Here is a 21,134-nt window from a genome sequence, read left to right on the forward strand (position 1 = left end):
CAGGGAGTCGACGCCATGCGCAAGAGCTCAGGCAACCACACAGGCCACGTTTTTCATGTGGATCACAGCGACAGGGGAAGCCCCATCGTGATCGCCAGGAACCCCCGCCACCGCAAAAACCCGGCGCACGTGACCGAAGCGCCACCGGTGCAGCCCCCGGTGTCGCACTCGAACGAAGAGCTGCCCCCGCTGTCGCGGCCGCTCGTGCACGTCGAGTGGCTGCCCACAACGCGGCAGGCCAGCGTCAACATCCGGCGCACCCACCCCGGCCCCGACGGCGACGACCTCAGCCAGGCCATTGCGTTCGCGGTCCAGAGCCGGCTCAAGGACGCCATCGCCCAAGCCTCGCAAGACCAGGGCCAGGCGATCTGCCGCGTCGCCGATGCGCTGGTGGCGTTCATCGGCGCGTTCCGGCTGCCGCTCATGACGGCCATCACCCTGATCGACAGCGACGAGGTGTGGGACGCGCTGCACGGCTGCGATGCATCGAGCTTCGAACTGGTGACCGGCTTCGGTGACGCGGACGGCGCGGACGTGCGCTTCGCCCGGCAGGACGACGCCGGACCGGACACCTTCAAGGCGCTGGCCGCGATGCTGCGCGTCTTGCTGGATGGCGGAGACACCGCGTGGGCCCGGCGCGTGTTCCAGGCCTGCCGCGGCCCCGTCTTGCGCAGCCAGGTCAGGAGCCGCCTGCCGTTGACGCAACGCCCGCTGTTCAATGATGCGGCCCCCGACGCGACCGGCCCCGGCCCGGCCGAGCCGGCGCGCGACAAACCCTTGCGCGCCCAGTCCAACCCGATCGTGCGGCAGGAGTGGCGCGCGAGCCGGCGCCTGCCGCCCCCCAACCCCCATTCGCCCGTGCGCAGCACCGAAGGCTCGCCTCGGGCCGGCGCGCCCAGCCATTGGCGCAAGAGCCGCGCCCTGAGCCTGCGCGTGGACGCCGCGGCCAAGGCGGCCAGCACCCTCAAGGCCCTCGAAGGCCGGCTCGGTGCCGATCTGCAGATGCAATGGGCGCTCAAGATCGACGCGAGCGATCGCATCGATGCGGTCGCGCGCTGGCCCGATGCCTGCCTGTCGCAGCAGGCCTTTCTGCACATCGCGCGCCAGCTCGAGGTCTCGCGCGACACCGCGCACCTCTACCTGCCCCTGATCGACACCCTGTTGCAGTGGTGGCAGCCGGCCGAGGGCGAGCCGGACCAGCCGACCCTGGACGCGCTCGACCACCTGCGGGCGATCTGCGACCTCGCCTTGCAGAACGCGCCCGCGCGCGGCGACCTCGTGAGCATCGAGCAGGCGTTCCAGACATTGGCGCGGCTGTACGCCCGGCGCAGCGAACCCGCCGACGCCTGCGACTTCCACCGCGCGCGGGTGGTGGGCGAAGCGCTGCAAATGGCCCTGTTCGGCCACTGCGATCCGCCCGCCATCGTGTGCCTGCTCAACTGCCTCGCGCCCATCGAAGCGCCCGGGGCCATGGTGCGCATCTTCACGGCAACCGCCAAGACCTTCTCCAGCGCCAAAGAGGCCCTCGACCTGCTCACGCCGCTGTCGCTCTTCCTCACCACCGACGACGGTGTGCTGTCGCCGCAGCAGCGGGCGCTGTTCACGGACCTGGTGCTCCAGCGCCTGCCCAAGGCGCTCATGAAGCTGCTCGTGCCCGCCCCTGCGCGCGGCCAGGAACCCATCCGCGCGCCCGAGGACACGGCGGTGGTGGCGCGCCTGGCGCAATGGGTGTGGCTGGGCGCCAGCCTGGCGTCGGGCTTCGACGGCGAGGGACAGCCGGCCCTGGTGGCCTACTGGCACCAGCGCCTCGGCGCCCACCCCGAAGCCCGGCTGTGCCTGCACCGGCTGCCACCGCCCGGCGCGCCCGCCGAGGCCGCCGGCACGCCCGCCGCGATGGACGACCTCCGGCGGCAGTTGCAGGCCCAGATCGCGGCCTTGCCGGAAGCGATGCAGCTCACCCTGGCCTTCGTCGATCCTGGCCCGCAAGGCCTCAACCTTGATGGCTCGGGCGTGTTCAGCGTTGCGAGCTGCAGCGCGTGGCTGCTGGCCAGCCCGAACGCCCGCGCGCTGTCGCTGCACCTGCTGCAGTGGCACCGGCAGCAGGGCCGGCTGGCGATCGACGAGGGCCTGGCCCAGGCCCTGCTGCAATGGGCCGAGACGCCGGGCGACACCATCGGTCTGCAGTTCGTGCAGACGCTGCGCCGCGACCGCAACGCCGGCCCGGCGGTGGCGCAGCTGTTCGATGCCCTGCTCAAGGCCTCGGGGGCGCCCCGGCCCGACACCTGGACGCCGGCACAGTCGGCCATGCTCGCGACGCTGGCGCGCGGCGTCGTGCCGTCGGTGGTGACGGTGCGCCTGATCGGGTTCATGGACCACTGCCTGCGCCGGCGGCGCGAAGCCTCGAACGAATCGGCCGCGGGCGGCGCGACGCTGGACGACCTGCTGCCCGCGCTGCTCCCGCTGCTGCCCTACGCGAACAGCGCGGCGTCCATCCAGCTGCTGCGCGCGCTCTCGTTCGAAGGCCCCGAGGCGGCGCAATGGACCGAGCTGGGCAAGCGGCTGGTGTTCGCCGACAGCGAGGACTTCAAGGGCTGGTACCGGGCGGTCAACCTGTTCGTGCTGGACGACTCGATGAACGAGATGCTTTCGACCTGGCTGCTCGTGCACCCGGAGACCGTTCCGGCCAACCCCGTGCACCAGGCGCTGCGCCAGGCAGTGACCGACGCGTGCGACCACCTGCGGTCCAGGAACCAGGGCCGGGTCTGACGCGCCCGCCGCTAGAGCAGCCGTTCGAGCACCAGCACCCCGAAGAAGCCCAGCGCCGCGAGGATGGTCCATTTGAGGATCACCAGCCCCCACTGCCGGTAGCGCCCCTGGCCCGTGCCCACGTAGAAGGCGAAGCACACGCCCGCCGCGAGCAGCAGCAGCATGACGGTCCAGCGAAAGAGCAGCATCAGAAGGCCCGCGCCGCGCTCACCAGGCGGGCGCGACCTGGGCGAAGCCGCGCGGGGCTTCGCGTTCGTTGTCGAAGCTCACGATCTCGTAGGCCTCGGGCCGCGCGAGCAGCGCGCGCAGCAGCTGGTTGTTCATGGCGTGACCGCTGCGGAAGGCGCTGTACGCGGCCAGCAGCGGCTTGCCCACGATGTAGAGGTCACCCATGGCGTCGAGGATCTTGTGCTTGGCGAACTCGTCGCCATAGCGCAGGCCATCGGCATTGAGCACCTTCACGTCGTCCATCACGATGGCGTTGTCCAGGCCGCCCCCGAGCGCGAGGCCGTGCGAGCGCATCATCTCGACGTCTTTGGTGAAGCCGAAGGTGCGCGCGCGCGCGATCTCGCGCGCGTAGTTGCCGCTGCCGAGGTCGAACGCCACGCGCTGGCCCGAGGCGTTCACCGCGGGGTGGTCGAACTCGATCTCGAAGCTGAGCTTGTAGCCGTGGTAGGGCTCGAGCCGCGCCCACTTGAGGCTGCGGCCCTCGCCTTCGCGCACCTCCACGGGCTGCGTGACGCGGATGAAACGCTTGGGCGCGTTCTGCGCCACGATGCCCGCGCTCTGCAGCAGGTACACGAACGAGGCCGAGGAGCCGTCGAGGATGGGCACCTCTTCGGCGGTGATGTCGATGAGCACGTTGTCCAGGCCCAGGCCGGCGCAGGCGCTCATGAGGTGTTCGATGGTGTGCACCTTGGCGCCACCGTTGGCGATGGTGGACGCCAGCCGCGTGTCGCTCACCGAGGTGGCGCTCACGGGAATGTCGACCGGCTGGGGCAGGTCGACGCGGCGGAAGACGATGCCGGTGTCGGGCGCTGCCGGGCGCAACGTGAGCTCCACGCGCTGACCGCTGTGCAGGCCCACGCCCACCGCCTTGGTCAGGGATTTGAGGGTTCGTTGCGCAAGCATCCCCGGATTGTAGGTTTTCGCCCTGTGGAACACGGTGAGAAAAGGTGATGACCGCGATAGGGGCGGGCCCATGCCCGCCCCCGCTGGCGGTCGATCAATCCGCCTGCTTGCGCAGGAACGCCGGGATCTCGAAGTCGTCCATGCCGCCCGAGGCCAGCGCGTCGACCTTGGCCGCGGCCTGGGTGCGGTTGGTGCGCCAGACGCTGGGCACGGCCATGTGCTGGTAGTCGGGCTGGGCCACGCCGGCGCTGGCGCCCATGCCGCCCGCGCCCGGGCCGCCCACGGCCTGGTTCACGGTGGGCACATGGAAGGGCGTGTTGTCGGTGCCAGTGCGCAGCACCTGCAGCGGCGGCGCGGTGCGGCGCGCGCCCTGGCGGCTCAGGCCGGTGGCCACCACGGTCACGCGCATCTCGTCGCCCAGGCTGTCGTCGTAGGCGGCGCCGTAGATCACGTGCGCTTCGGGCGAGGCGTAGGCGCGGATGGTGTTCATCGCGAGCTTGGATTCCGACAGCTTGAGCGAGCCCTTGGCCGCGGTGACCAGCACCAGCACGCCCTTGGCACCCGAGAGGTCGATGCCTTCGAGCAGCGGGCAGGCCACGGCCTGCTCGGCGGCGATGCGCGCGCGGTCGGGGCCGGCCGCGGTGGCGGTGCCCATCATGGCCTTGCCGGGTTCGCCCATCACGGTGCGCACGTCTTCGAAGTCGACGTTGACGTTGCCGTACTCGTTGATGATCTCGGCGATGCCGCCGACGGCGTTCTTGAGCACGTCGTTGGCCTGGGCGAAGGCCTCGTCCTGGGTGATGTCGTCGCCGTAGACCTCGAGCAGCTTCTCGTTGAGCACCACGATCAGCGAGTCGACGTTGGCCTCGAGCTCGGCCAGGCCGTTGTCGGCGTTGGTCATGCGGCGGCCGCCTTCCCAGTCGAAGGGCTTGGTGACCACGCCCACGGTGAGGATGCCCATTTCCTTGGCCACGCGCGCGATCACGGGCGCCGCGCCGGTGCCGGTGCCGCCGCCCATGCCCGCGGTGATGAACAGCATGTGCGCGCCCTGGATGCACTCGCGGATCTGGTCGACCGCGCCTTCGGCGGCCTCGCGGCCCTTCTCGGGCTTGCTGCCGGCGCCCAGGCCGGTCACGCCGAGCTGGATGGTCTTGTGCGCGGCGCTGCGCGTGAGGGCCTGCGCGTCGGTGTTGGCGCAGATGAATTCCACGCCCTGCACCTGGCGCGCGATCATGTGCTCGACCGCGTTGCCGCCGCCGCCGCCCACGCCGATGACCTTGATCTGGGTGCCCATGTTGAATTCTTCGACTTCGATCATTTCGATGCTCATTTCGGTGCTCCTTGTGCAGTTGCCTGTTTGTCTGTGGATGTCTGAGTAGCCTGGGAAATCGGGTTCGGTTCAGTCCGGCGGTCCGGTGCAACATCGTCGTCGCCGTCGCGCGCCCGGGTCGAACCCGGGGGCGCCGAGGAACCGGCTCTGCCGGGCCTCTGGCGCCGCCCCCCTCGGGGGGTCACGCGGAGCGTGGCGGGGGGTGTTCATCAAAAGGTCCCCACGAACCAGTTCTTCACGCGCTCGAGCGCGCCCGACATCGAGCCCGCCTTCTGCGCCACCTTGTGGCCGCGCGCGCGCGCCAGGCGCGCTTCTTCGAGCAGGCCCATCACGGTCGAAGCGCGGGTCTGCGCCACCATGTCCGAGAGCGCGCTGGTGTAGTTGGGCACGCCGCGGCGCACCGGCTTGAGGAAGATGTCCTCGCCGAGTTCCACCATGCCGGGCATGACGGCGCTGCCGCCGGTGAGCACGATGCCGCTGGAGAGCATTTCTTCGTGGCCGCTGTCGCGCAGCACCTGCTGCACCAGCGAGAAGATCTCTTCCACGCGCGGCTCGATCACGCCGGCCAGGGCCTGCTTGCCCAGCAGGCGCGGGCCGCGGTCGCCCAGGCCGGGCACCTCCACCTGGGTGTCGGGGTCGGCCAGCAGCTGCTTGGCGCAACCGCTCTCCACCTTGATGTCTTCGGCGTCCTTCGTGGGCGTGCGCAGCGCCATGGCGATGTCGCTGGTGATCAGGTCGCCCGCGATCGGGATCACCGCGGTGTGGCGGATCGCGCCGCCCGAGAAGATCGCCACGTCGGTGGTGCCGGCGCCGATGTCCACCAGCGCCACGCCGAGCTCCTTCTCGTCGTCGGTGAGCACGGCCTGGCTGCTGGCCAGCGGGTTGAGCATGAGCTGGTCGACCTCCAGGCCGCAGCGGCGCACGCACTTGATGATGTTCTCGGCCGCGCTCTGCGCGCCGGTGACGATGTGCACCTTGGCTTCGAGGCGGATGCCGCTCATGCCGATCGGCTCCTTCACCTCCTGGCCGTCGATCACGAACTCCTGCGGCTCCACCAGCAGCAGGCGCTGGTCGGTGGAGATGTTGATGGCCTTGGCGGTCTCGATCACGCGCGCCACGTCGGTGGCGCTGACCTCGCGGTCCTTGATGGCCACCATGCCGCTGCTGTTGATGCCGCGGATGTGGCTGCCCGTGATGCCGGTGTAGACGCGCGCGATGCGGCAGTCGGCCATGAGCTCGGCCTCTTTCAAGGCCTGCTGGATGCTCTGCACGGTCGCGTCGATGTTGACCACCACGCCGCGCTTGAGCCCATGGCTGGCGGCCACGCCCAGGCCCGCGAGCTTGAGCGTGCCGCCGTTCTGCACCTCGGCCACCACCACCATGATCTTGGCGGTGCCGATGTCGAGTCCGACGACGAGGTCCTTGTATTCCTTGGCCATGATGTGTGGAGGCTTCTTTACCGGTGTGAGGGGGTGCGGACGGGTTGTTCGGTGGTCGTGACGCCGCGCACGCGCAGCGCATAGCCGTTGGGGTAGCGCAGGTCCACGCTTTGCAGCGCGCCGGCGTAGCGCTCGGTGAGCTGCGGCAGCGTGGCGGTGAAGCGCTGCACGCGGGCCACGAGTTCGTCGGGCGTGCCGCGGCCGATCTCGATCACGGCGCCGCTGTGCAGGCGAGCGCGCCAGCTGCCGCGCTCGCCGAGTTCGAGCCGGTCCAGGCCGAGCTCGAGGCGCGAGAACACGGGTTCGAGCGCCTGGTACAGCGCCCAGATCTCGGCCGAACGGTCGGCCGGGCCCGCGAGCTCGGGCAGGTAGTCGGCGTCGTCGGGGCTGGCCTCGAAGACCTCGCCCAGGGTGTTCACGAGCTCGCCCGAGCCGGTGTCGCCCCACCAGGCCACGGGCCGGTGCTCTTCGAGCGTGATGCGCAGGCGGTTGGGGAATTCGCGCTGCACCACCGCGCGGCGCACCCAGGGCACCTGCTCGAACAGCGCGCGCACCTGCTGCAGGTCGACGCTGAGGAAGCTCGACGACAGGCGCGTGCGCATCTGCGAGGCCAGTTGTGCGCGCAGCGTGACCACGCTCTGGTGCGCGACGTCGCCGTGCACGCTGATGGCCTTGACGGTCCAGACCGGGTGGCGCACCGCCCAGGTGCCCACGCCCACCAGGGCGAAGAGCGCGAACACGCCCAGCAGAAGCTGGGTGGCCACGGCCATCAGCTTCACGTCCAGGGGCAGTTCGGTGCTCGTCGCCATGGTCGGGGGCTTACGCGTTGTCCAGTGCCGCGGCGGCCAGCAGGCGCACGCACAGGTCTTCGTAGCTGATGCCGGCCGCGCGCGCGGACATGGGCACCAGCGAGTGGCCGGTCATGCCGGGCGAGGTGTTGATCTCGAGCAGGTAGGGCTTGCGCGTGGCGGCGTCGATCATCACGTCGGCGCGCGCCCAGCCGCGGCAGTCCAGCGTCTGGAAGGCCTTGAGCACCAGCAGCTGGATCGCGGCTTCCTCGCCCGCGGGCAGGCCGCAGGGCACGAGGTATTTCGTGTCGTCGGTGAAGTACTTGTTCTGGTAGTCGTAGTTGCCGTCGGGCGCCACGATGCGGATCACCGGCAGCGCCTGCGCCTGCGCGCCCGCGCCCAGCACCGGGCAGGTGACCTCGTCGCCCGCGATGAACTGCTCGCACATCACCATCGGGTCCTGCTGGGCGGCGAGCGCGTAGGCGGCGTCGCACTGGTCGATGCGGGTGACCTTGGTGAGGCCGATGGTGGAGCCCTCGCGCACGGGCTTGACGATCATGGGCGCGCCCAGGGCCTCGAACGCGGCGCGCGTGTCGGCGGCGCTGCGCACCTGGCGCCAGGCCGGCGTGGGCAGGCCCTCGGCGATCCAGATGCGCTTGGTCATGAGCTTGTCCATCGCCACCGCCGAGGCCATCACGCCCGGGCCGGTGTAGGGAATGCCCAGCAGTTCGAGCGCGCCCTGCACCGTGCCGTCTTCGCCGAAGCGGCCGTGCAGCGCGATGAAGCAGCGCTGGAAGCCCTCGCGCTTGAGCTCGCCGATGTCGCGTTCGGCGGGATCGAAGGCATGGGCGTCCACGCCCTTGGCGCGCAGGGCCTGCAGCACGCCCGTGCCCGACATCAGCGAGACCTCGCGCTCGGCGGAACGCCCGCCCATGAGCACGGCCACCTTGCCGAACGACTTCACATCCACCAGGGTCTTCTCCATGGCCTCTTTCACGCCTTGTGCGCCTGCGCGCGTTCAATGATCTGTCCGGCCACCGCGCCGATGGTGCCGGCGCCCATGCACAGCACCACGTCGCCGTCGCGGCCGTTGTCGAGCACCGCCTGCGGCATGGCGGCGATGTCGTCGACGAACACGGGTTCGACCTTGCCCGCCACGCGCAGCGCGCGCGCCAGCGAGCGGCCGTCGGCGGCCACGATGGGCGCCTCGCCGGCCGCGTAGACCTCGGCCAGCAGCACCGCATCGGCCTGGCCGATGACCTTCACGAAATCCTCGAAGCAGTCGCGCGTGCGGGTGTAGCGGTGCGGCTGGAAGGCCAGCACCAGCCGGCGGCCCGGAAACGCGCCGCGCGCGGCCGCGAGCGTGGCGGCCATCTCCACCGGGTGGTGGCCGTAGTCGTCCACCACGGTGATCTGGCCGCCGCCGGGCAGCGTGGCCTCGCCATAGCGCTGGAAGCGCCGGCCCACGCCCTTGAAGCCCGCGAGCGCGCGCTGCACGGCGTCGTCGGGCACGTTGAGCTCGACCGCGATGCCGATGGCCGCAAGCGCATTGAGCACGTTGTGCCGGCCCGGCAGGTTGAGCACCACGTCCAGGTCGGGCAGCTGCACGCCGTTGCGGCGCTGCACCGTGAAGTGCATCTGCGCGCCCACCGCGCGCACGTTGAGCGCGCGCACCTGGGCGTCTTCGCTGGTGCCATAGCTCGTGATGGGCCGTGCGATCTGCGGCAGGATCTCGCGCACCGCAGGGTCGTCCACGCAGACCACGGCCGCGCCGTAGAACGGCATCTTGTGCAGGAACTCCACGAACGCGGCCTTGAGGCGGCCGAAGTCGTGGCCGTAGGTGTCCATGTGGTCGGCGTCGATGTTGGTGATCACCGCGATCATGGGCAGCAGGTTCAGGAACGAGGCATCGGACTCGTCGGCCTCGACCACGATGTACTCGCCGCTGCCCAGCGCCGCGTTGGCGCCCGCGCTGTTGAGGCGGCCGCCGATCACGAAGGTCGGGTCCATGCCGGCCTCGGCGAGCACGCTGGCCACCAGGCTGGTGGTGGTGGTCTTGCCGTGCGTGCCCGCAATGGCCACGCCCTTTTGCAGCCGCATCAGCTCGGCCAGCATCACGGCGCGCGGCACCACGGGGATGAGTTTGGCGCGCGCGGCCAGCACCTCGGGGTTGTCGGCCTTCACGGCGGTGGAGGTGACGATGGCGTCGGCGCCTTCGATGTGTTTCGCGTCGTGGCCCGCGTGCACCTGTGCGCCCAGCGCGGCCAGGCGGCGCGTGGCCGCGCTCTCGCCCAGGTCGCTGCCCGAGATGCGGTAGCCCTGGTTGAGCAGCACCTCGGCGATGCCGCTCATGCCGGCGCCGCCGATGCCGACGAAATGGATGTGGCGGATGGCGTGTTTCATGTCGTTCGTGCTCCGGCGAGTTCGACGCAGGCGTCGACCACGGCCTCCACCGCGCCGGTGCGCGCCACGCCGCGCGCCTTCTCGGCCATGGCCAGCAGCCGCTCGCGGTCGAGCGCGAGCAGCAACGCCGAGAGCTTCTCGGGCGTGAGGCCGGCCTGGGGTTCGAGCCAGGCGGCGCCCGCGTCGACCAGGAAGCGCGCGTTGTGGGTCTGGTGGTCGTCCACCGCGGCGGGGAACGGCACCAGCACCGAGGCCGCGCCGACGGCGGCGAGCTCGGTCACGGTGCTCGCGCCGGCGCGGGCGATGACCACATCGGCCTCGGCGAAAGCGCTCGCGGTGTCGTCGATGAAAGGGGTCAGCTCGGCGTTCACACCGGCCGCGGCGTAGTTGGCACGCAGCGCCTCGATCTGCTTCTCGCCGCTCTGGTGCAGCACCAGCGGGCGCCGGTCTTCGGGCATGCGCGCGAGCGCCTGCGGCACCACGCGGTTGAGCGCCTGCGCGCCCAGGCTGCCGCCGACCACCAGCACCCGCAGCGGACCGCTGCGGCCCGCGAAGCGCTCGGCCGGCGCGGGCTGGCGCAGAAAGGCCTCGCGCAGCGGATTGCCCACCCACTCGGCCTTGGCGAGCGCGTTCGGGAAGGCGCTGAAGCGCCGGTCGGCCACGCCCGCGAGCACCTTGTTGGCCAGGCCCGCCACCGAGTTCTGTTCGTGCAGCACCAGTGGCTTGCCCAGCAGCACGCCCATCATGCCGCCCGGGAAGGTGATGTAGCCGCCCAGGCCCACGAGCACGTCGGGCTGCACGCGGCGCACCACCTGCAGGCTTTGCCAGAAGGCGCGCAGCAGGTTCAGCGGCAGCAGCAGCTGGGTGAGCAGGCCCTTGCCACGCAGGCCGCCGAAGGCCACGGTCTCGAGCGGGAATCCGCGCGGCGGCACGAGGCGGCTTTCCATGCTGCCCGGCGCGCCCAGCCAGTGCACGCGCCAGCCGCGCGCGCGCAGGGCCTCGGCCACGGCCAGGCCCGGGAAGATGTGGCCGCCGGTGCCGCCGGCCATCACGAGGGCGCAGGGAGCGCGGGTGCCCGTGTTGGGGCTCATGCACGGCCCCCTTTCATCATCTGGCGGTTCTCGTAATCGACCCGCAGCACCACCGCGAGCGCGATCATGTTGAGCAGGATGGCCGAGCCGCCATAACTCATGAAGGGCAGCGTGAGGCCCTTGGTGGGCAGCGCGCCCAGGTTCACGCCGATGTTGATGAAGGCCTGGAAGCCGAACCAAAGGCCCACGCCCTGCGCGACCAGGCCCGAGAAGACCTGGTCGAGCGCGATCGCCTGGCGGCCGATGTGCATGATGCGGCGCGTCATCCACAGGAAGATGGCGATCAGCGTGAGCACGCCCACGAGGCCGAACTCCTCGCCGATGACGGCGAGCAGGAAGTCGGTGTGCGCCTCGGGCAGCCAGTGCAGCTTTTCCACGCTGCCGCCCAGGCCCACGCCGAAGATCTCGCCGCGGCCGATGGCGATCAGGGCGTGCGAGAGCTGGTAGCCGCGGCCCAGCGCGTGCTCTTCGCTCCAGGGATCGAGGTAGGCGAAGATGCGGTCGCGCCGCCAGCTGCTGGCCATGATCATGAGCGCGAAGGCCGCGACCACCACGGCCGCGATCAGGAAGAACATGCGCGCGTTCACGCCGCCCAGGAACAGGATGCCCATGGCGATCACCACGATCACCATGAAGGCGCCCATGTCGGGCTGGGCCAGCAGCAGCATGCCCACCACGCCCACGGCCACCGCCATGGGCCACACGGCCTGCCAGAAGTTCTGCTTGATCTCCATCTTGCGGACCATGTAGCTGGCCGCGTAGAACAGCACCGCGAGCTTGCCGAGCTCGGACGGCTGGAAATTCATCACACCCAGCGAGATCCAGCGGCGCGCGCCGTTCACGCCCTTGCCGATGAAGGGCACGAGCACCACCACCATGAGCAGCAGCGCCGCCGCGAACAGCCAGGGCGCGGTGCGTTCCCAGGTCTTGAGCGGCACCTGGAAGGCCAGCAGCGCGGCGACCACGCCGATGGCCATGGACAGCGCGTGGCGCACCACGAAATGCGTGTGCGCGTAGTTGGCGAAGCGCGGGTTGTCGGGCAGCGCGATGGAGGCCGAATACACCATCACCAGGCCCCAGCAGACCAGCGCCACGGTGACCCACAGCAGCGGCTGGTCGAAGCCGGTTTCGCGCACCGCGATGTTGCGCTGGCCGCCGTAGCTGCGGCTGGACAGGCGCACCGGGATGTCGCCCACGCCCGAGCCCGCGAGGCCGCCGGCCCAGGCGGGCAGCCAGCCCGACAGCCGCGCGCGCAGGCCGCTGGCGGGGCTGCCGGTGTCGGCGGCGGGGGTCTTGCGCTGGGCGCGGCTCACAGCCCACCCTCCAGGCTCATGCCGCGGCTCTCGGCCAGCTCGCGCACGGCGGCCACGAAGGCTTCGGCGCGCGCCACGTAGTTGCGGAACTGGTCCAGGCTGGCACAGGCCGGCGACATCAGCACCGCGTCGCCCGCGTGCGCGCGCTCGGCCGCGAGCGGCACCGCGGCGGCCAGTTCGCCGGCATCGATCAGGTCCACGCCCGCGGCCTGCAAGGCCTCGCCGAGCGCGGCGCGCAGCCGCGGTGCGTCGCGGCCGATGAGCACGACGGCGCGCGCGTGGCGCGCCAGCGGCTCGGCCAGCGGCGAAAAATCCTGGCCCTTGCCGTCGCCGCCGAGGATGACCACCAGGCGGCGCTCGGCGCCCAGGCCGTTGACCGCGGCCAGCGTGGCGCCCACGTTGGTGCCCTTGCTGTCGTCGAAGTACTCGACCTCGTTCACGACGGCCACGGGCTCGACGCGGTGCGGCTCGCCGCGGTACTCGCGCAGGCCGTGCAGCATGGGCGCGAGCGGTGCGCCGGTGGCCGTGGCGAGCGCGAGTGCGGCGAGCGCGTTGGCCGCGTTGTGGCGGCCGCGGATGCGCAGCGCCTCGGCGGGCATGAGGCGCTGGAAGTACACCTCTTCGTCGGCCTGGGCCTTGCCCTTGGCACGCGTTTCGTCGAGTGCGAGCGCGCGCACCAGCCAGGTCATGCCGTTGACGGTCTCCAGGCCCCAGTCGCCGGCGCGCGTGGGCGCATCGAGGCCGAAACTCATCCAGGGCCGCGCGGGCACCTGGCGGTTGCGGTTGCCGACCTTCACCGTGACCAGCCCGGGCTTGAGGGCCATCACGCGCGCATCGTCGCGGTTGAGCACCATGAGGGCCTGGCTGCCGAACACGGCGGCCTTGGCCTGCGTGTAGGCGTCCATGCTGCCGTGCCAGTCGAGGTGGTCTTCGGTGAGGTTGAGCAGCGTGGCCGCGGTGGGCACGGCGGCCCAGGCGCCCTGGGCCGTGCCGTCGAGCTGGAAGCTCGAGAGCTCGAGCACCCAGACGCGCGGCAGGTGCGGCGCGGGCGGCGGCTCGGCGGGCGGCGGCACCAGCAGGGGTTCGGCCTCGTCCTCGGGCGGCGCGGGCAGCGGTTCGTCGTCGGCCGGGTCCTCGGTGTCGGGGGCGTCGGCGTCCACCGGCAGCTCGGCCTGGGCGGGCGCTTCGGCGGCCTCGGCCGCTTCGCGCAGGGCTTGCTCGGCCGCGTCTTTCGCGGCCTGCTCGGCGGCCTCGGCGGCGGCGCGTTGATCGTCGGCGGCTTGCGCCACGGCCTCGGCGTCGAGCGCCTGGCCCAGCACGTCGAGCAGCGCGGGACCGATGTTGCCGGCCACCGCCACGGGCCAGCCCGCGCGCTGCAGCAGCAGGCCGGTGAGCGAGGTGACCGTGGTCTTGCCGTTGGTGCCCGTGATGGCCAGCACCTTGGGCCGGTAGGGGAAGCGCTCGCGCTGCGACAGCGCCTGCAGCGCCTGGGCGAACAGGTCGAGCTCGGTGAGCACGGGGATCTGCTGCGCCCGGGCGTGTTCGAACACGGTCTGGAGCGCCTCGGGCATCAGGCCCGGGCTGCGCGCGATCAGGGCCCAGGGCTCGCGCGCGAGCAGGGTGGCGTCGAAGGCGCCGGCCACGAAGGTGGCCTCGGGGCAGTCGCGCTGCAGCGCCTCGCGCTGCGGCGGGGCCTCGCGCGTGTCGGCCACGGTCACGCGCGCGCCCTGGCGCACGCACCAGCGCGCCATCGATAGGCCCGAGGCGCCGAGACCGAGGATGAGGACAGGCTGGTCTTTCATCGCAGCTTCAGCGTGGACAGGCCCACGAGGCACAGCAGCATGGTGATGATCCAGAAGCGCACCACGACCTGCGTCTCCTTCCAGCCCTTCTTCTCGAAGTGGTGGTGCAGCGGCGCCATCTGGAACAGGCGCCGGCCTTCGCCGTAGCGCTTCTTGGTGTACTTGAAGTACGAGACCTGCAGCATCACCGACAGCGCCTCGACCACGAAGATGCCGCCCATGATGGCAAGCAGGATCTCCTGGCGCACGATGACCGCGATGGTGCCGAGCGCGCCGCCGAGCGCGAGCGCGCCCACGTCACCCATGAAGACCTGCGCGGGGTGGGTGTTGAACCACAGGAAGGCCAGGCCCGCGCCGGCCATGGCGCCGCAAAAGATCAGCAGCTCGCCCGAGCCCGGGATGTGCGGCAGCAGCAGGTAACGCGCGAACACCGCGTTGCCCGTGACGTAGGCGAAGATGCCGAGCGCCGAGCCCACCATCACCACCGGCATGATGGCCAGGCCGTCGAGGCCGTCGGTGAGGTTGACCGCGTTGCTCGCACCCACGATCACCAGGTAGGTGAGGATCACGAAGCCGGCCACGCCCAGCGGGTAGTTCACTTCCTTGAAGAAGGGCACGAGAAAGCCCGACTGCGGCGGCAGGTCGAGCGTGAAGCCCGACTTGACCCAGTCCATGAAGAGCTCGAACACGCGCGCGTTGCTGGTCTCGGACACCGCGAACACGAGGTAGAACGCGGCCACCAGGCCGATCAGCGACTGCCAGAAGTACTTCTCGCGCGAGCGCATGCCTTCGGGGTTCTTGTGCACCACCTTGCGCCAGTCGTCGGCCCAGCCGATGGCGCCGAAGCCCAGGGTGACGATGAGCACGATCCAAACGAAGCGGTTGCTCCAGTTGAACCACAGCAGCGTGGACAGCGCGATCGAGAACAGGATCAGCACACCGCCCATGGTGGGCGTGCCGCCCTTGGTGATGTGGGTCTGCATCGCGTAGGTGCGGATCGGCTGGCCGATCTTGAGCGCGGCCAGGCGGCGGATGAACCAGGGGCCGGCCACCAGGCCCAGCACGAGCGCGGTCAGCGCCGCCATGACGGCGCGGAAGGTGAGGTACTGGAACACCCGCAGGAAGCCCAGGTCGGGTGAGAGGCCCTGCAGCCAGAGGGCGATGCTAGGCAGCATGGGGATGGTCCTTGTCGGGATTGTTCTGCGTGGGATCGAGCGCGCGCACGGCCTGCACCACGCGCTCCATGCGCATGAAGCGCGAGCCCTTCACGAGCACGCTGCCCACGGCGCCGGTGGCGACCTCGGCCGCCACGTCGCTGGCCAGCGCGGCCACGTCGGCCACGTGCTGGGGCGCGGGCTCGCCGGCGGCCTGCAGTGCCTCGACGGCCGCGCGCATGTGCTCGCCGCTCACGCGCACTTCGTCGATGCCGCGCGCGTAGGCGTGGCGCAGCACCTCGAGGTGGAAGGCCAGGGCCTGGTCACCGACCTCGCCCATGTCGCCCAGCACCAGCAGGTGCGGGCCGGGCAGCGTGGCCAGCACCTCGATGGCGGCGCGCACGGAATCGGGGTTGGCGTTGTAGCTGTCGTCCACCAGCGTGACCACGCGGCCACCGACCTGCAGGGCGATGGCGCGCGAGCGGCCGCCCACGGGCTCGAAGGCCTCGAGACCGCGGCGGATGGCGTCGAGCGGCACACCGGCCGCGAGCGCGCACGCGGTGGCCGCGAGCGCGTTGCGCACGTTGTGCTGGCCCGCGATGCGCAGGGTGAGTTCGGTCTCGCCCGCGGGCGTGGCGAGGTGCAGCGCCCAGGCTTCGCCGAGCCAGCGGGCGCTGGTGGCGCGCACCTCGGCGCCGGGGTCGGTGTCGCTGAAGGCGATCACGCGGCGTGCGCCGGCCAGCTCGCGCCAGATCGCGGTGTGGGCGTCGTCGCTGGGAAAGACCGCCGTGCCGTCGGCGCGCAGGGCCTCGATGGCAGCCCCGTTCTCGCGCGCCACGGCGTCCACCGTGGCCATGAATTCCTGGTGCTCGCGCTGCGCGTTGTTGACCAGCGCCACCGTGGGCGCGGCCACGGCCGCGAGCAGCGCGATCTCGCCCGGGTGGTTCATGCCGAGCTCGACCACCGAGCAGCGGTGCTGCGGCCCCAGGCGCAGCAGCGTGAGCGGCACGCCGATGTGGTTGTTGAAGTTGCCCTGCGTGGCGTGCGCGGCATCGCCCGCGTGCGCGCGCAGGATGCTCGCCACCATCTGCGTGACGGTGGTCTTGCCGTTGCTGCCGGCCACAGCGATCAGCGGCAGCGTGAACTGCGCGCGCCAGGCCTGCGCGAGCAGCTGCAGCGCGGCCAGGGTATCGGGCACCTCCACGCCGGCCAGGCCCGCTTCGGCCAGGCCCGCGTGCGCGATCGCGCCCACGGCGCCCGCGGCCGCGGCCTGGGGCAGGAAGGCGTGGGCATCGAAGCGCTCGCCGCGCAGCGCCACGAACAGGTCGCCGGCCTGCAGGCTGCGGGTGTCGGTGTGCACGCGCTGCACCGGCGCGCTCAGGGCACCGACGGCGCGGGCGCCGGGCAATGCGAGCATGAGTTCGGCGATGGTCTTCATGCGGCGGCCCCCTGGCGGGTGTCGAGCGCGCGGCGCGCGTGTTCGATGTCGGCGAAGGGCGTCTTCACGCCACGGATCTCCTGGTAGTCCTCGTGGCCCTTGCCCGCGATCAGCACCACGTCGGCCGGGGCGGCGTCGCGGATCGCGAGCGCGATGGCCTCGGCGCGGTCGACCACGGTGCGCGCGGCCTGCGGCGAAGACAGGCCCGCGGCCATCTGCGCGAGGATGGCCTCGGGCGCTTCGCTGCGCGGGTTGTCGCTCGTGAGCACGGCGCGATCGGCCTGGCGCTCGGCCACGGCGGCCATGAGCGGGCGCTTGCCCGGGTCGCGGTCACCGCCGCAGCCGACCACCACCCAGAGCAGGCCGCCGCGCGCCTGCGCCTGCGGGCGCAGGGCCTGCAAGGCCTTTTCGAGCGCGTCGGGCGTGTGCGCGTAGTCGACCAGCACCAGCGGCGCGCCGGCGCTGGCGGGACGGGCCTGTTCCATGCGGCCGGGCACAGGCGTGATCGCGCCGCAGGCCTCGACGGCCGTGGCCAGCGGAATGCCCAGCGCGCGCGCGGTGGCGATCACGCCGAGCAGGTTGTGCACGTTGTAGCGCCCCACCAGCGGCAGGCTCATCGAGCGCTGGCTCAGCACCTGGCCCTGGCGGTCGCGTTCGACGAGGTCGAAGGCCACGCCCGCGGGCGTGACGGTGAGGTGCTGGGCCTGCAGCCGCGCCGGGTGAGCGATGCCCACGGACCACAGGTCCAGGCCGCGGCCGGTGAGGCGCTCGAGCAGGCCCGCGCCCTGGGGGTCGTCGGCATTGACCACCGCGGCCTTGAGGCCGGGCCAGTCGAACAGGCGCTGCTTGGCCGCCCAGTACGCGGCCATGCTGCCGTGGTAGTCGAGGTGGTCCTGCGTGAAGTTGGTGAACACCGCCACCGACACGCGCGTGCCGTTGAGCCGGCCTTCGACCACGCCGATGGACGAGGCCTCGATCGCGACCGCGCGCAAACCCTGGTCGACGAAATCGCGCAGCTGGTGCTGCAGCATGACCGGGTCGGGCGTGGTGAGGCCGGTGGCCACGAGCGCCTCGCCCGGGCGGCCCATGCCCAGGGTGCCCACCACCGCAGCGGGGCGCGCGCAGGCGCCGAGCAGTTGCGCGATCCACCAGGCGCTGGAGGTCTTGCCGTTGGTGCCGGTGATGGCGATGACGTCGAGCGCGGCGCTGGGTTCGCGGCAGAAGGCGCTGGCGATCGGGCCGGCCTGGCCCTTGAGGCCGGGCACGGCGAGCACGCGCGGGTCGTCGCGGAAATCGTGCGCCTCCAGCCCTTCGCGCTCGACCAGCGCCACCGCGGCGCCCGCGTGCAGCGCATCGGGCACGAAACGGCGGCCGTCGGTGGCGGCGCCAGGCCAGGCCACGAAGCCGTCGCCTGCGCCCACGCGGCGGCTGTCGCACACGAGCGAGCCCGTGACGCTGGAGCGCAACCAGGTGGCCACGGCCTGCGGGTGCACGAGGGTCTGCACCATCAGAACGACTCCTCCACCGGCTCGGCCACGATCATGGGCTTGACGCTCATGTCGGGCTGCACGCCCAGGATGCGCAGCGTCTGCTGCACCGTTTCGCTGAACACGGGCGCGGCCACCAGGCCGCCGTAGAACTGGCCGTTGCCGGGCTCGTCGATCATCACCGCCACCACGATGCGCGGGTTCTCGATCGGCGCCAGGCCCACGAACACGCCGCGGTACTTGCCTTCGGCATAGCCCTTGCCTTCCTGCTTGCGCGCGGTACCCGACTTGCCGCCCACCGAATAACCCATGGTCTGCGCGCGCGTGCCGGTGCCGCCGGGCTGCACGGCCAGGCCCAGCATGTCGCGCACGGCGCGGGCGTTCTGGCTGCTGAACACGCGCACGCCCTGCACGGTCGCGTCGCTCTTGAGCAGCGTGAGCGGGATCAGCTCGCCGTCGCGCGCGAAGATGGTGTATGCATGGGCGAGCTGGAACAGCGAGGTCGACAGGCCGTAGCCGTAGCTCATGGTGGCCTGCTCGATCGGACGCCAGCTCTTGTAGGGCCGCAGCCGGCCCGCGGCTGCGCCGGGAAAGGGCACCTGCGGCTTCTGGCCGAAGCCGGCCTGCGCGTAGGTTTCCCACATTTCGCGCGGGCTCATCTGCATGGCCAGCTTGACCGTGCCCACGTTGCTCGACTTCTGGATGATCTGCGAGACCGTGAGGATGTCCGAGGGGTGCGTGTCGCGGATGGTCGAGCCGCTGATGGTGATGCGGCCCGGCGCGGTGCTGATGGGCGTGGTCGGCTTGACCATGCCCTTTTCGAGCGCCAGCGCGGTGATGAATGGCTTCATCGTCGAGCCGGGCTCGAAGGTGTCGGTGAGCACGCGGTTGCGCAGCTGCTCGCCGCTGAGGTTGCGGCGCCGGTTCGGGTCGTAGCCGGGGATGTTGGCCAGCGCGAGCACCTCGCCGGTGCGGGTGTCGATCACGATCACGCTGCCGGCCTTGGCCTTGTGCTGGGCGACCGCGTCGCGCAGCTTCTGCCACGCGAAGTACTGCACCTTGCTGTCGATCGAGAGCTGCAGGTCGGGACCGTCCTCGGGCGGCACCACGTCGCGCACGTCTTCCACCACGCGACCCAGGCGGTCCTTGATGACGCGGCGCGAGCCGGCCTTGCCCGCGAGCTCCTGGTTGAAGGCCAGCTCCACGCCCTCCTGACCGCGGTCTTCCACGTTGGTGAAGCCCACCACGTGCGCGGCGGATTCGCCCTCGGGGTATTGGCGCTTGTACTCGCGGCGCTGGTAGATGCCCTTGATGTCGAGCGCGGCGATCTGGCGCGCCACGGGCTCGTCGACCTGGCGCTTGATCCAGACGAAGGTCTTGTCCTCGTCGGCCAGGCGCTTGCGCAGCTCGGCCAGCGGCATCTCGAGCAGGCGCGCGAGCTCGCGCAGCTTGGGGTGGTTCTTGTCGACGTCTTCGGGGATGGCCCAGATGCTTTGCGCCACCACGCTGGACGCGAGGATCAGGCCATTGCGGTCGAGCACGCGGCCGCGGTTGGCGGGCAGCTCGAGCGTGCGCGCGAAGCGCACCTCGCCCTGGCGCTGGAAAAAGTCGTTGCCCAGCACCTGCACGTAGGCCGCACGGCCCGCGAGCCCCGCGAACGCGAGCGCCAGGCCGGCCACGATGAACTTGCTGCGCCACACCGGCGTCTTGCTCGCCAGCAGCGGGCTGGAGGTGTAGTTGATGCTGCGGCTCATGGCCGGGCCTCCGCACCGGTGGCCGGCTGTGCGGGCTGGCCGCCACTGGCGCGCTCGCTCACGTACTGCGTGATGCCGGGCGACACCGGGCGCATCTGCAGTTGGCGCGAGGCCAGTTGCTGCACGCGCGCCGACGTGGCCTGCGCGCGCCGCTGCACCACGAGCTGCTCGTGCTCCACGTCGAGCCGCTTGCCCTGGGCCTGCGCGCGGTCGAGTGCGGTGTAGAGGCGGCGCGATTCGTACTGGGTGTGCACCAGGTAGAAGGCGCTCGCGAGCACGGCCAGCAACAGCACGAGGTTGAGCCGGATCATGCGGACACCCCCACCGCGCTGCGCGTGGCCATGCGCATCACCGCGCTGCGGGCACGGGGGTTGCCTTGCACCTCGGCCTCCGAGGGCATGAGGCGCTGCACGTCGCACAACAGCGTCGGCGCGGGCTCGGCGAAAGGCGCGCGCCGGTCCACCACGGTGCGCGAATGGCGCGCCATGAACTGCTTCACCATGCGGTCTTCGAGCGAATGGAAGCTGATCACCACGAGACGGCCTCCGGCCTTGAGCACGGTCAGACTGGCTTCTAGCGCCGCTTGCAGCTCTTCAAGCTCGGCGTTGATGAAAATCCGAAGAGCCTGAAATGTGCGCGTTGCAGGGTCCTTGCCCGGCTCGCGGGTTTTGACCGCGCCAGCCACGACTTCGGCCAGCTCACGGGTGGTTCGAAAAGCGCCCCGTTCCTGTCGGCGGCGATCAATCGCCTTTGCAATCGGTGCAGCAAACCGTTCTTCGCCATAGTCACGAATGATCTCCGCCAGGGTGGATACCGGAACCGTCTCGAGCCACTCGGCCACGCTCTGGCCGCGCGTGGTGTCCATGCGCATGTCCAGCGGCCCCTCGTGGCGGAACGAGAAACCGCGCGAGGGGTCGTCGAGCTGGGGCGAGCTCACACCCAGGTCCATGAGAACGCCGTCGACCGAGCCCGCACCGAGCGCGCCGAGGGCACGAAATCCTTCGTGGCGCAGCGCCACGCGCGCATCGGCCGCGGCCAGGGCCTGCGCCTCGGCGATCGCCTGCGGGTCCTTGTCGAACACCGTCAGCCGGCCCCGGGGAGACAGGCGCTCGAGCACCGCGCGGCTGTGACCGCCGCGGCCGAAGGTCGCGTCGACGTAGTGGCCGTCCGGGTTGATCGAAAGCGCTTGCACGGCTTCGGTCAACAAGACGGTCTGATGGGTCCATTCGGTCTGCACC

The 21,134-nt window shown here is 71.2% G+C and carries 17 protein-coding genes; 1 reads left to right on the plus strand and 16 read right to left on the minus strand.

Annotated features, from left to right (window positions below; genetic code table 11):
* Nucleotides 1-87 precede the first annotated feature (87 nt).
* Nucleotides 88-2,766 (plus strand): hypothetical protein, encoded by a 2,679-nt coding sequence (locus tag WDZ95_RS08235; protein WP_425777618.1) that lies wholly within the window; start codon nucleotides 88-90, stop codon nucleotides 2,764-2,766.
* Between the two features lie 11 nt (nucleotides 2,767-2,777).
* Here the strand turns inward: WDZ95_RS08235 and WDZ95_RS08240 are convergent, their stop codons facing one another.
* The 16 genes from WDZ95_RS08240 to rsmH form a co-directional block, all read right to left on the minus strand.
* Nucleotides 2,778-2,954 (minus strand): hypothetical protein, encoded by a 177-nt coding sequence (locus tag WDZ95_RS08240; protein ID WP_425777620.1) that lies wholly within the window; start codon nucleotides 2,952-2,954, stop codon nucleotides 2,778-2,780.
* Nucleotides 2,955-2,973: 19 nt separating this feature from the next.
* The gene (gene lpxC / locus WDZ95_RS08245) at nucleotides 2,974-3,897 is read right to left on the minus strand and encodes a UDP-3-O-acyl-N-acetylglucosamine deacetylase (protein WP_425777622.1); all 924 of its coding nucleotides are present in this window, start codon (nucleotides 3,895-3,897) and stop codon (nucleotides 2,974-2,976) included.
* Between the two features lie 94 nt (nucleotides 3,898-3,991).
* On the minus strand, nucleotides 3,992-5,227 hold the full coding sequence (gene ftsZ, locus WDZ95_RS08250; RefSeq protein ID WP_425777624.1) for a cell division protein FtsZ: 1,236 nt from the start codon (nucleotides 5,225-5,227) through the stop codon (nucleotides 3,992-3,994).
* A 209-nt stretch (nucleotides 5,228-5,436) separates the two neighbouring features.
* A complete protein-coding gene (gene ftsA, locus WDZ95_RS08255; RefSeq protein WP_166227528.1) occupies nucleotides 5,437-6,666 on the minus strand; it encodes a cell division protein FtsA in 1,230 nt (409 codons plus the stop codon).
* A 17-nt stretch (nucleotides 6,667-6,683) separates the two neighbouring features.
* Nucleotides 6,684-7,475 (minus strand): cell division protein FtsQ/DivIB, encoded by a 792-nt coding sequence (locus WDZ95_RS08260; protein WP_425777626.1) that lies wholly within the window; start codon nucleotides 7,473-7,475, stop codon nucleotides 6,684-6,686.
* Nucleotides 7,476-7,485: 10 nt separating this feature from the next.
* Nucleotides 7,486-8,439 (minus strand): D-alanine--D-alanine ligase, encoded by a 954-nt coding sequence (locus tag WDZ95_RS08265; RefSeq protein WP_425778061.1) that lies wholly within the window; start codon nucleotides 8,437-8,439, stop codon nucleotides 7,486-7,488.
* An 8-nt stretch (nucleotides 8,440-8,447) separates the two neighbouring features.
* Nucleotides 8,448-9,857: a UDP-N-acetylmuramate--L-alanine ligase gene (murC, locus tag WDZ95_RS08270; RefSeq protein ID WP_425777628.1), complete on the minus strand. Its 1,410-nt coding sequence runs from the start codon at nucleotides 9,855-9,857 to the stop codon at nucleotides 8,448-8,450.
* Entirely contained in the window at nucleotides 9,854-10,948 is a 1,095-nt protein-coding gene (gene murG, locus WDZ95_RS08275; protein ID WP_425777630.1) for an undecaprenyldiphospho-muramoylpentapeptide beta-N-acetylglucosaminyltransferase, read from the minus strand. The genes murC and murG overlap by 4 nt, the downstream gene beginning before the upstream one ends.
* Nucleotides 10,945-12,261, minus strand: a complete 1,317-nt coding sequence (gene ftsW / locus WDZ95_RS08280; protein WP_425777632.1) for a putative lipid II flippase FtsW — start codon at nucleotides 12,259-12,261, stop codon at nucleotides 10,945-10,947. Before ftsW ends, murG begins: the two co-directional genes overlap by 4 nt.
* On the minus strand, nucleotides 12,258-14,063 hold the full coding sequence (gene murD / locus WDZ95_RS08285) for a UDP-N-acetylmuramoyl-L-alanine--D-glutamate ligase (RefSeq protein ID WP_425777634.1): 1,806 nt from the start codon (nucleotides 14,061-14,063) through the stop codon (nucleotides 12,258-12,260). Before murD ends, ftsW begins: the two co-directional genes overlap by 4 nt.
* The gene (mraY, locus tag WDZ95_RS08290; RefSeq protein ID WP_166227533.1) at nucleotides 14,060-15,238 is read right to left on the minus strand and encodes a phospho-N-acetylmuramoyl-pentapeptide-transferase; all 1,179 of its coding nucleotides are present in this window, start codon (nucleotides 15,236-15,238) and stop codon (nucleotides 14,060-14,062) included. The genes murD and mraY overlap by 4 nt, the downstream gene beginning before the upstream one ends.
* Nucleotides 15,228-16,655 (minus strand): UDP-N-acetylmuramoyl-tripeptide--D-alanyl-D-alanine ligase, encoded by a 1,428-nt coding sequence (locus tag WDZ95_RS08295; RefSeq protein ID WP_425777637.1) that lies wholly within the window; start codon nucleotides 16,653-16,655, stop codon nucleotides 15,228-15,230. Before WDZ95_RS08295 ends, mraY begins: the two co-directional genes overlap by 11 nt.
* The gene (locus WDZ95_RS08300; RefSeq protein WP_425777639.1) at nucleotides 16,652-18,163 is read right to left on the minus strand and encodes a UDP-N-acetylmuramoyl-L-alanyl-D-glutamate--2,6-diaminopimelate ligase; all 1,512 of its coding nucleotides are present in this window, start codon (nucleotides 18,161-18,163) and stop codon (nucleotides 16,652-16,654) included. Before WDZ95_RS08300 ends, WDZ95_RS08295 begins: the two co-directional genes overlap by 4 nt.
* On the minus strand, nucleotides 18,163-19,896 hold the full coding sequence (locus WDZ95_RS08305) for a peptidoglycan D,D-transpeptidase FtsI family protein (RefSeq protein WP_166227535.1): 1,734 nt from the start codon (nucleotides 19,894-19,896) through the stop codon (nucleotides 18,163-18,165). Before WDZ95_RS08305 ends, WDZ95_RS08300 begins: the two co-directional genes overlap by 1 nt.
* Complete coding sequence (ftsL, locus tag WDZ95_RS08310; protein ID WP_166227536.1) at nucleotides 19,893-20,207, minus strand: cell division protein FtsL; 315 nt, start codon at nucleotides 20,205-20,207, stop codon at nucleotides 19,893-19,895. Before ftsL ends, WDZ95_RS08305 begins: the two co-directional genes overlap by 4 nt.
* Complete coding sequence (gene rsmH / locus WDZ95_RS08315) at nucleotides 20,204-21,133, minus strand: 16S rRNA (cytosine(1402)-N(4))-methyltransferase RsmH (RefSeq protein ID WP_425777642.1); 930 nt, start codon at nucleotides 21,131-21,133, stop codon at nucleotides 20,204-20,206. Before rsmH ends, ftsL begins: the two co-directional genes overlap by 4 nt.
* Between the last annotated feature and the right edge of the window lies 1 nt (nucleotide 21,134).

This window comes from Hydrogenophaga sp. T2 (assembly GCF_049843535.1).
Lineage (GTDB): Bacteria > Pseudomonadota > Gammaproteobacteria > Burkholderiales > Burkholderiaceae_C > Hydrogenophaga > Hydrogenophaga crocea.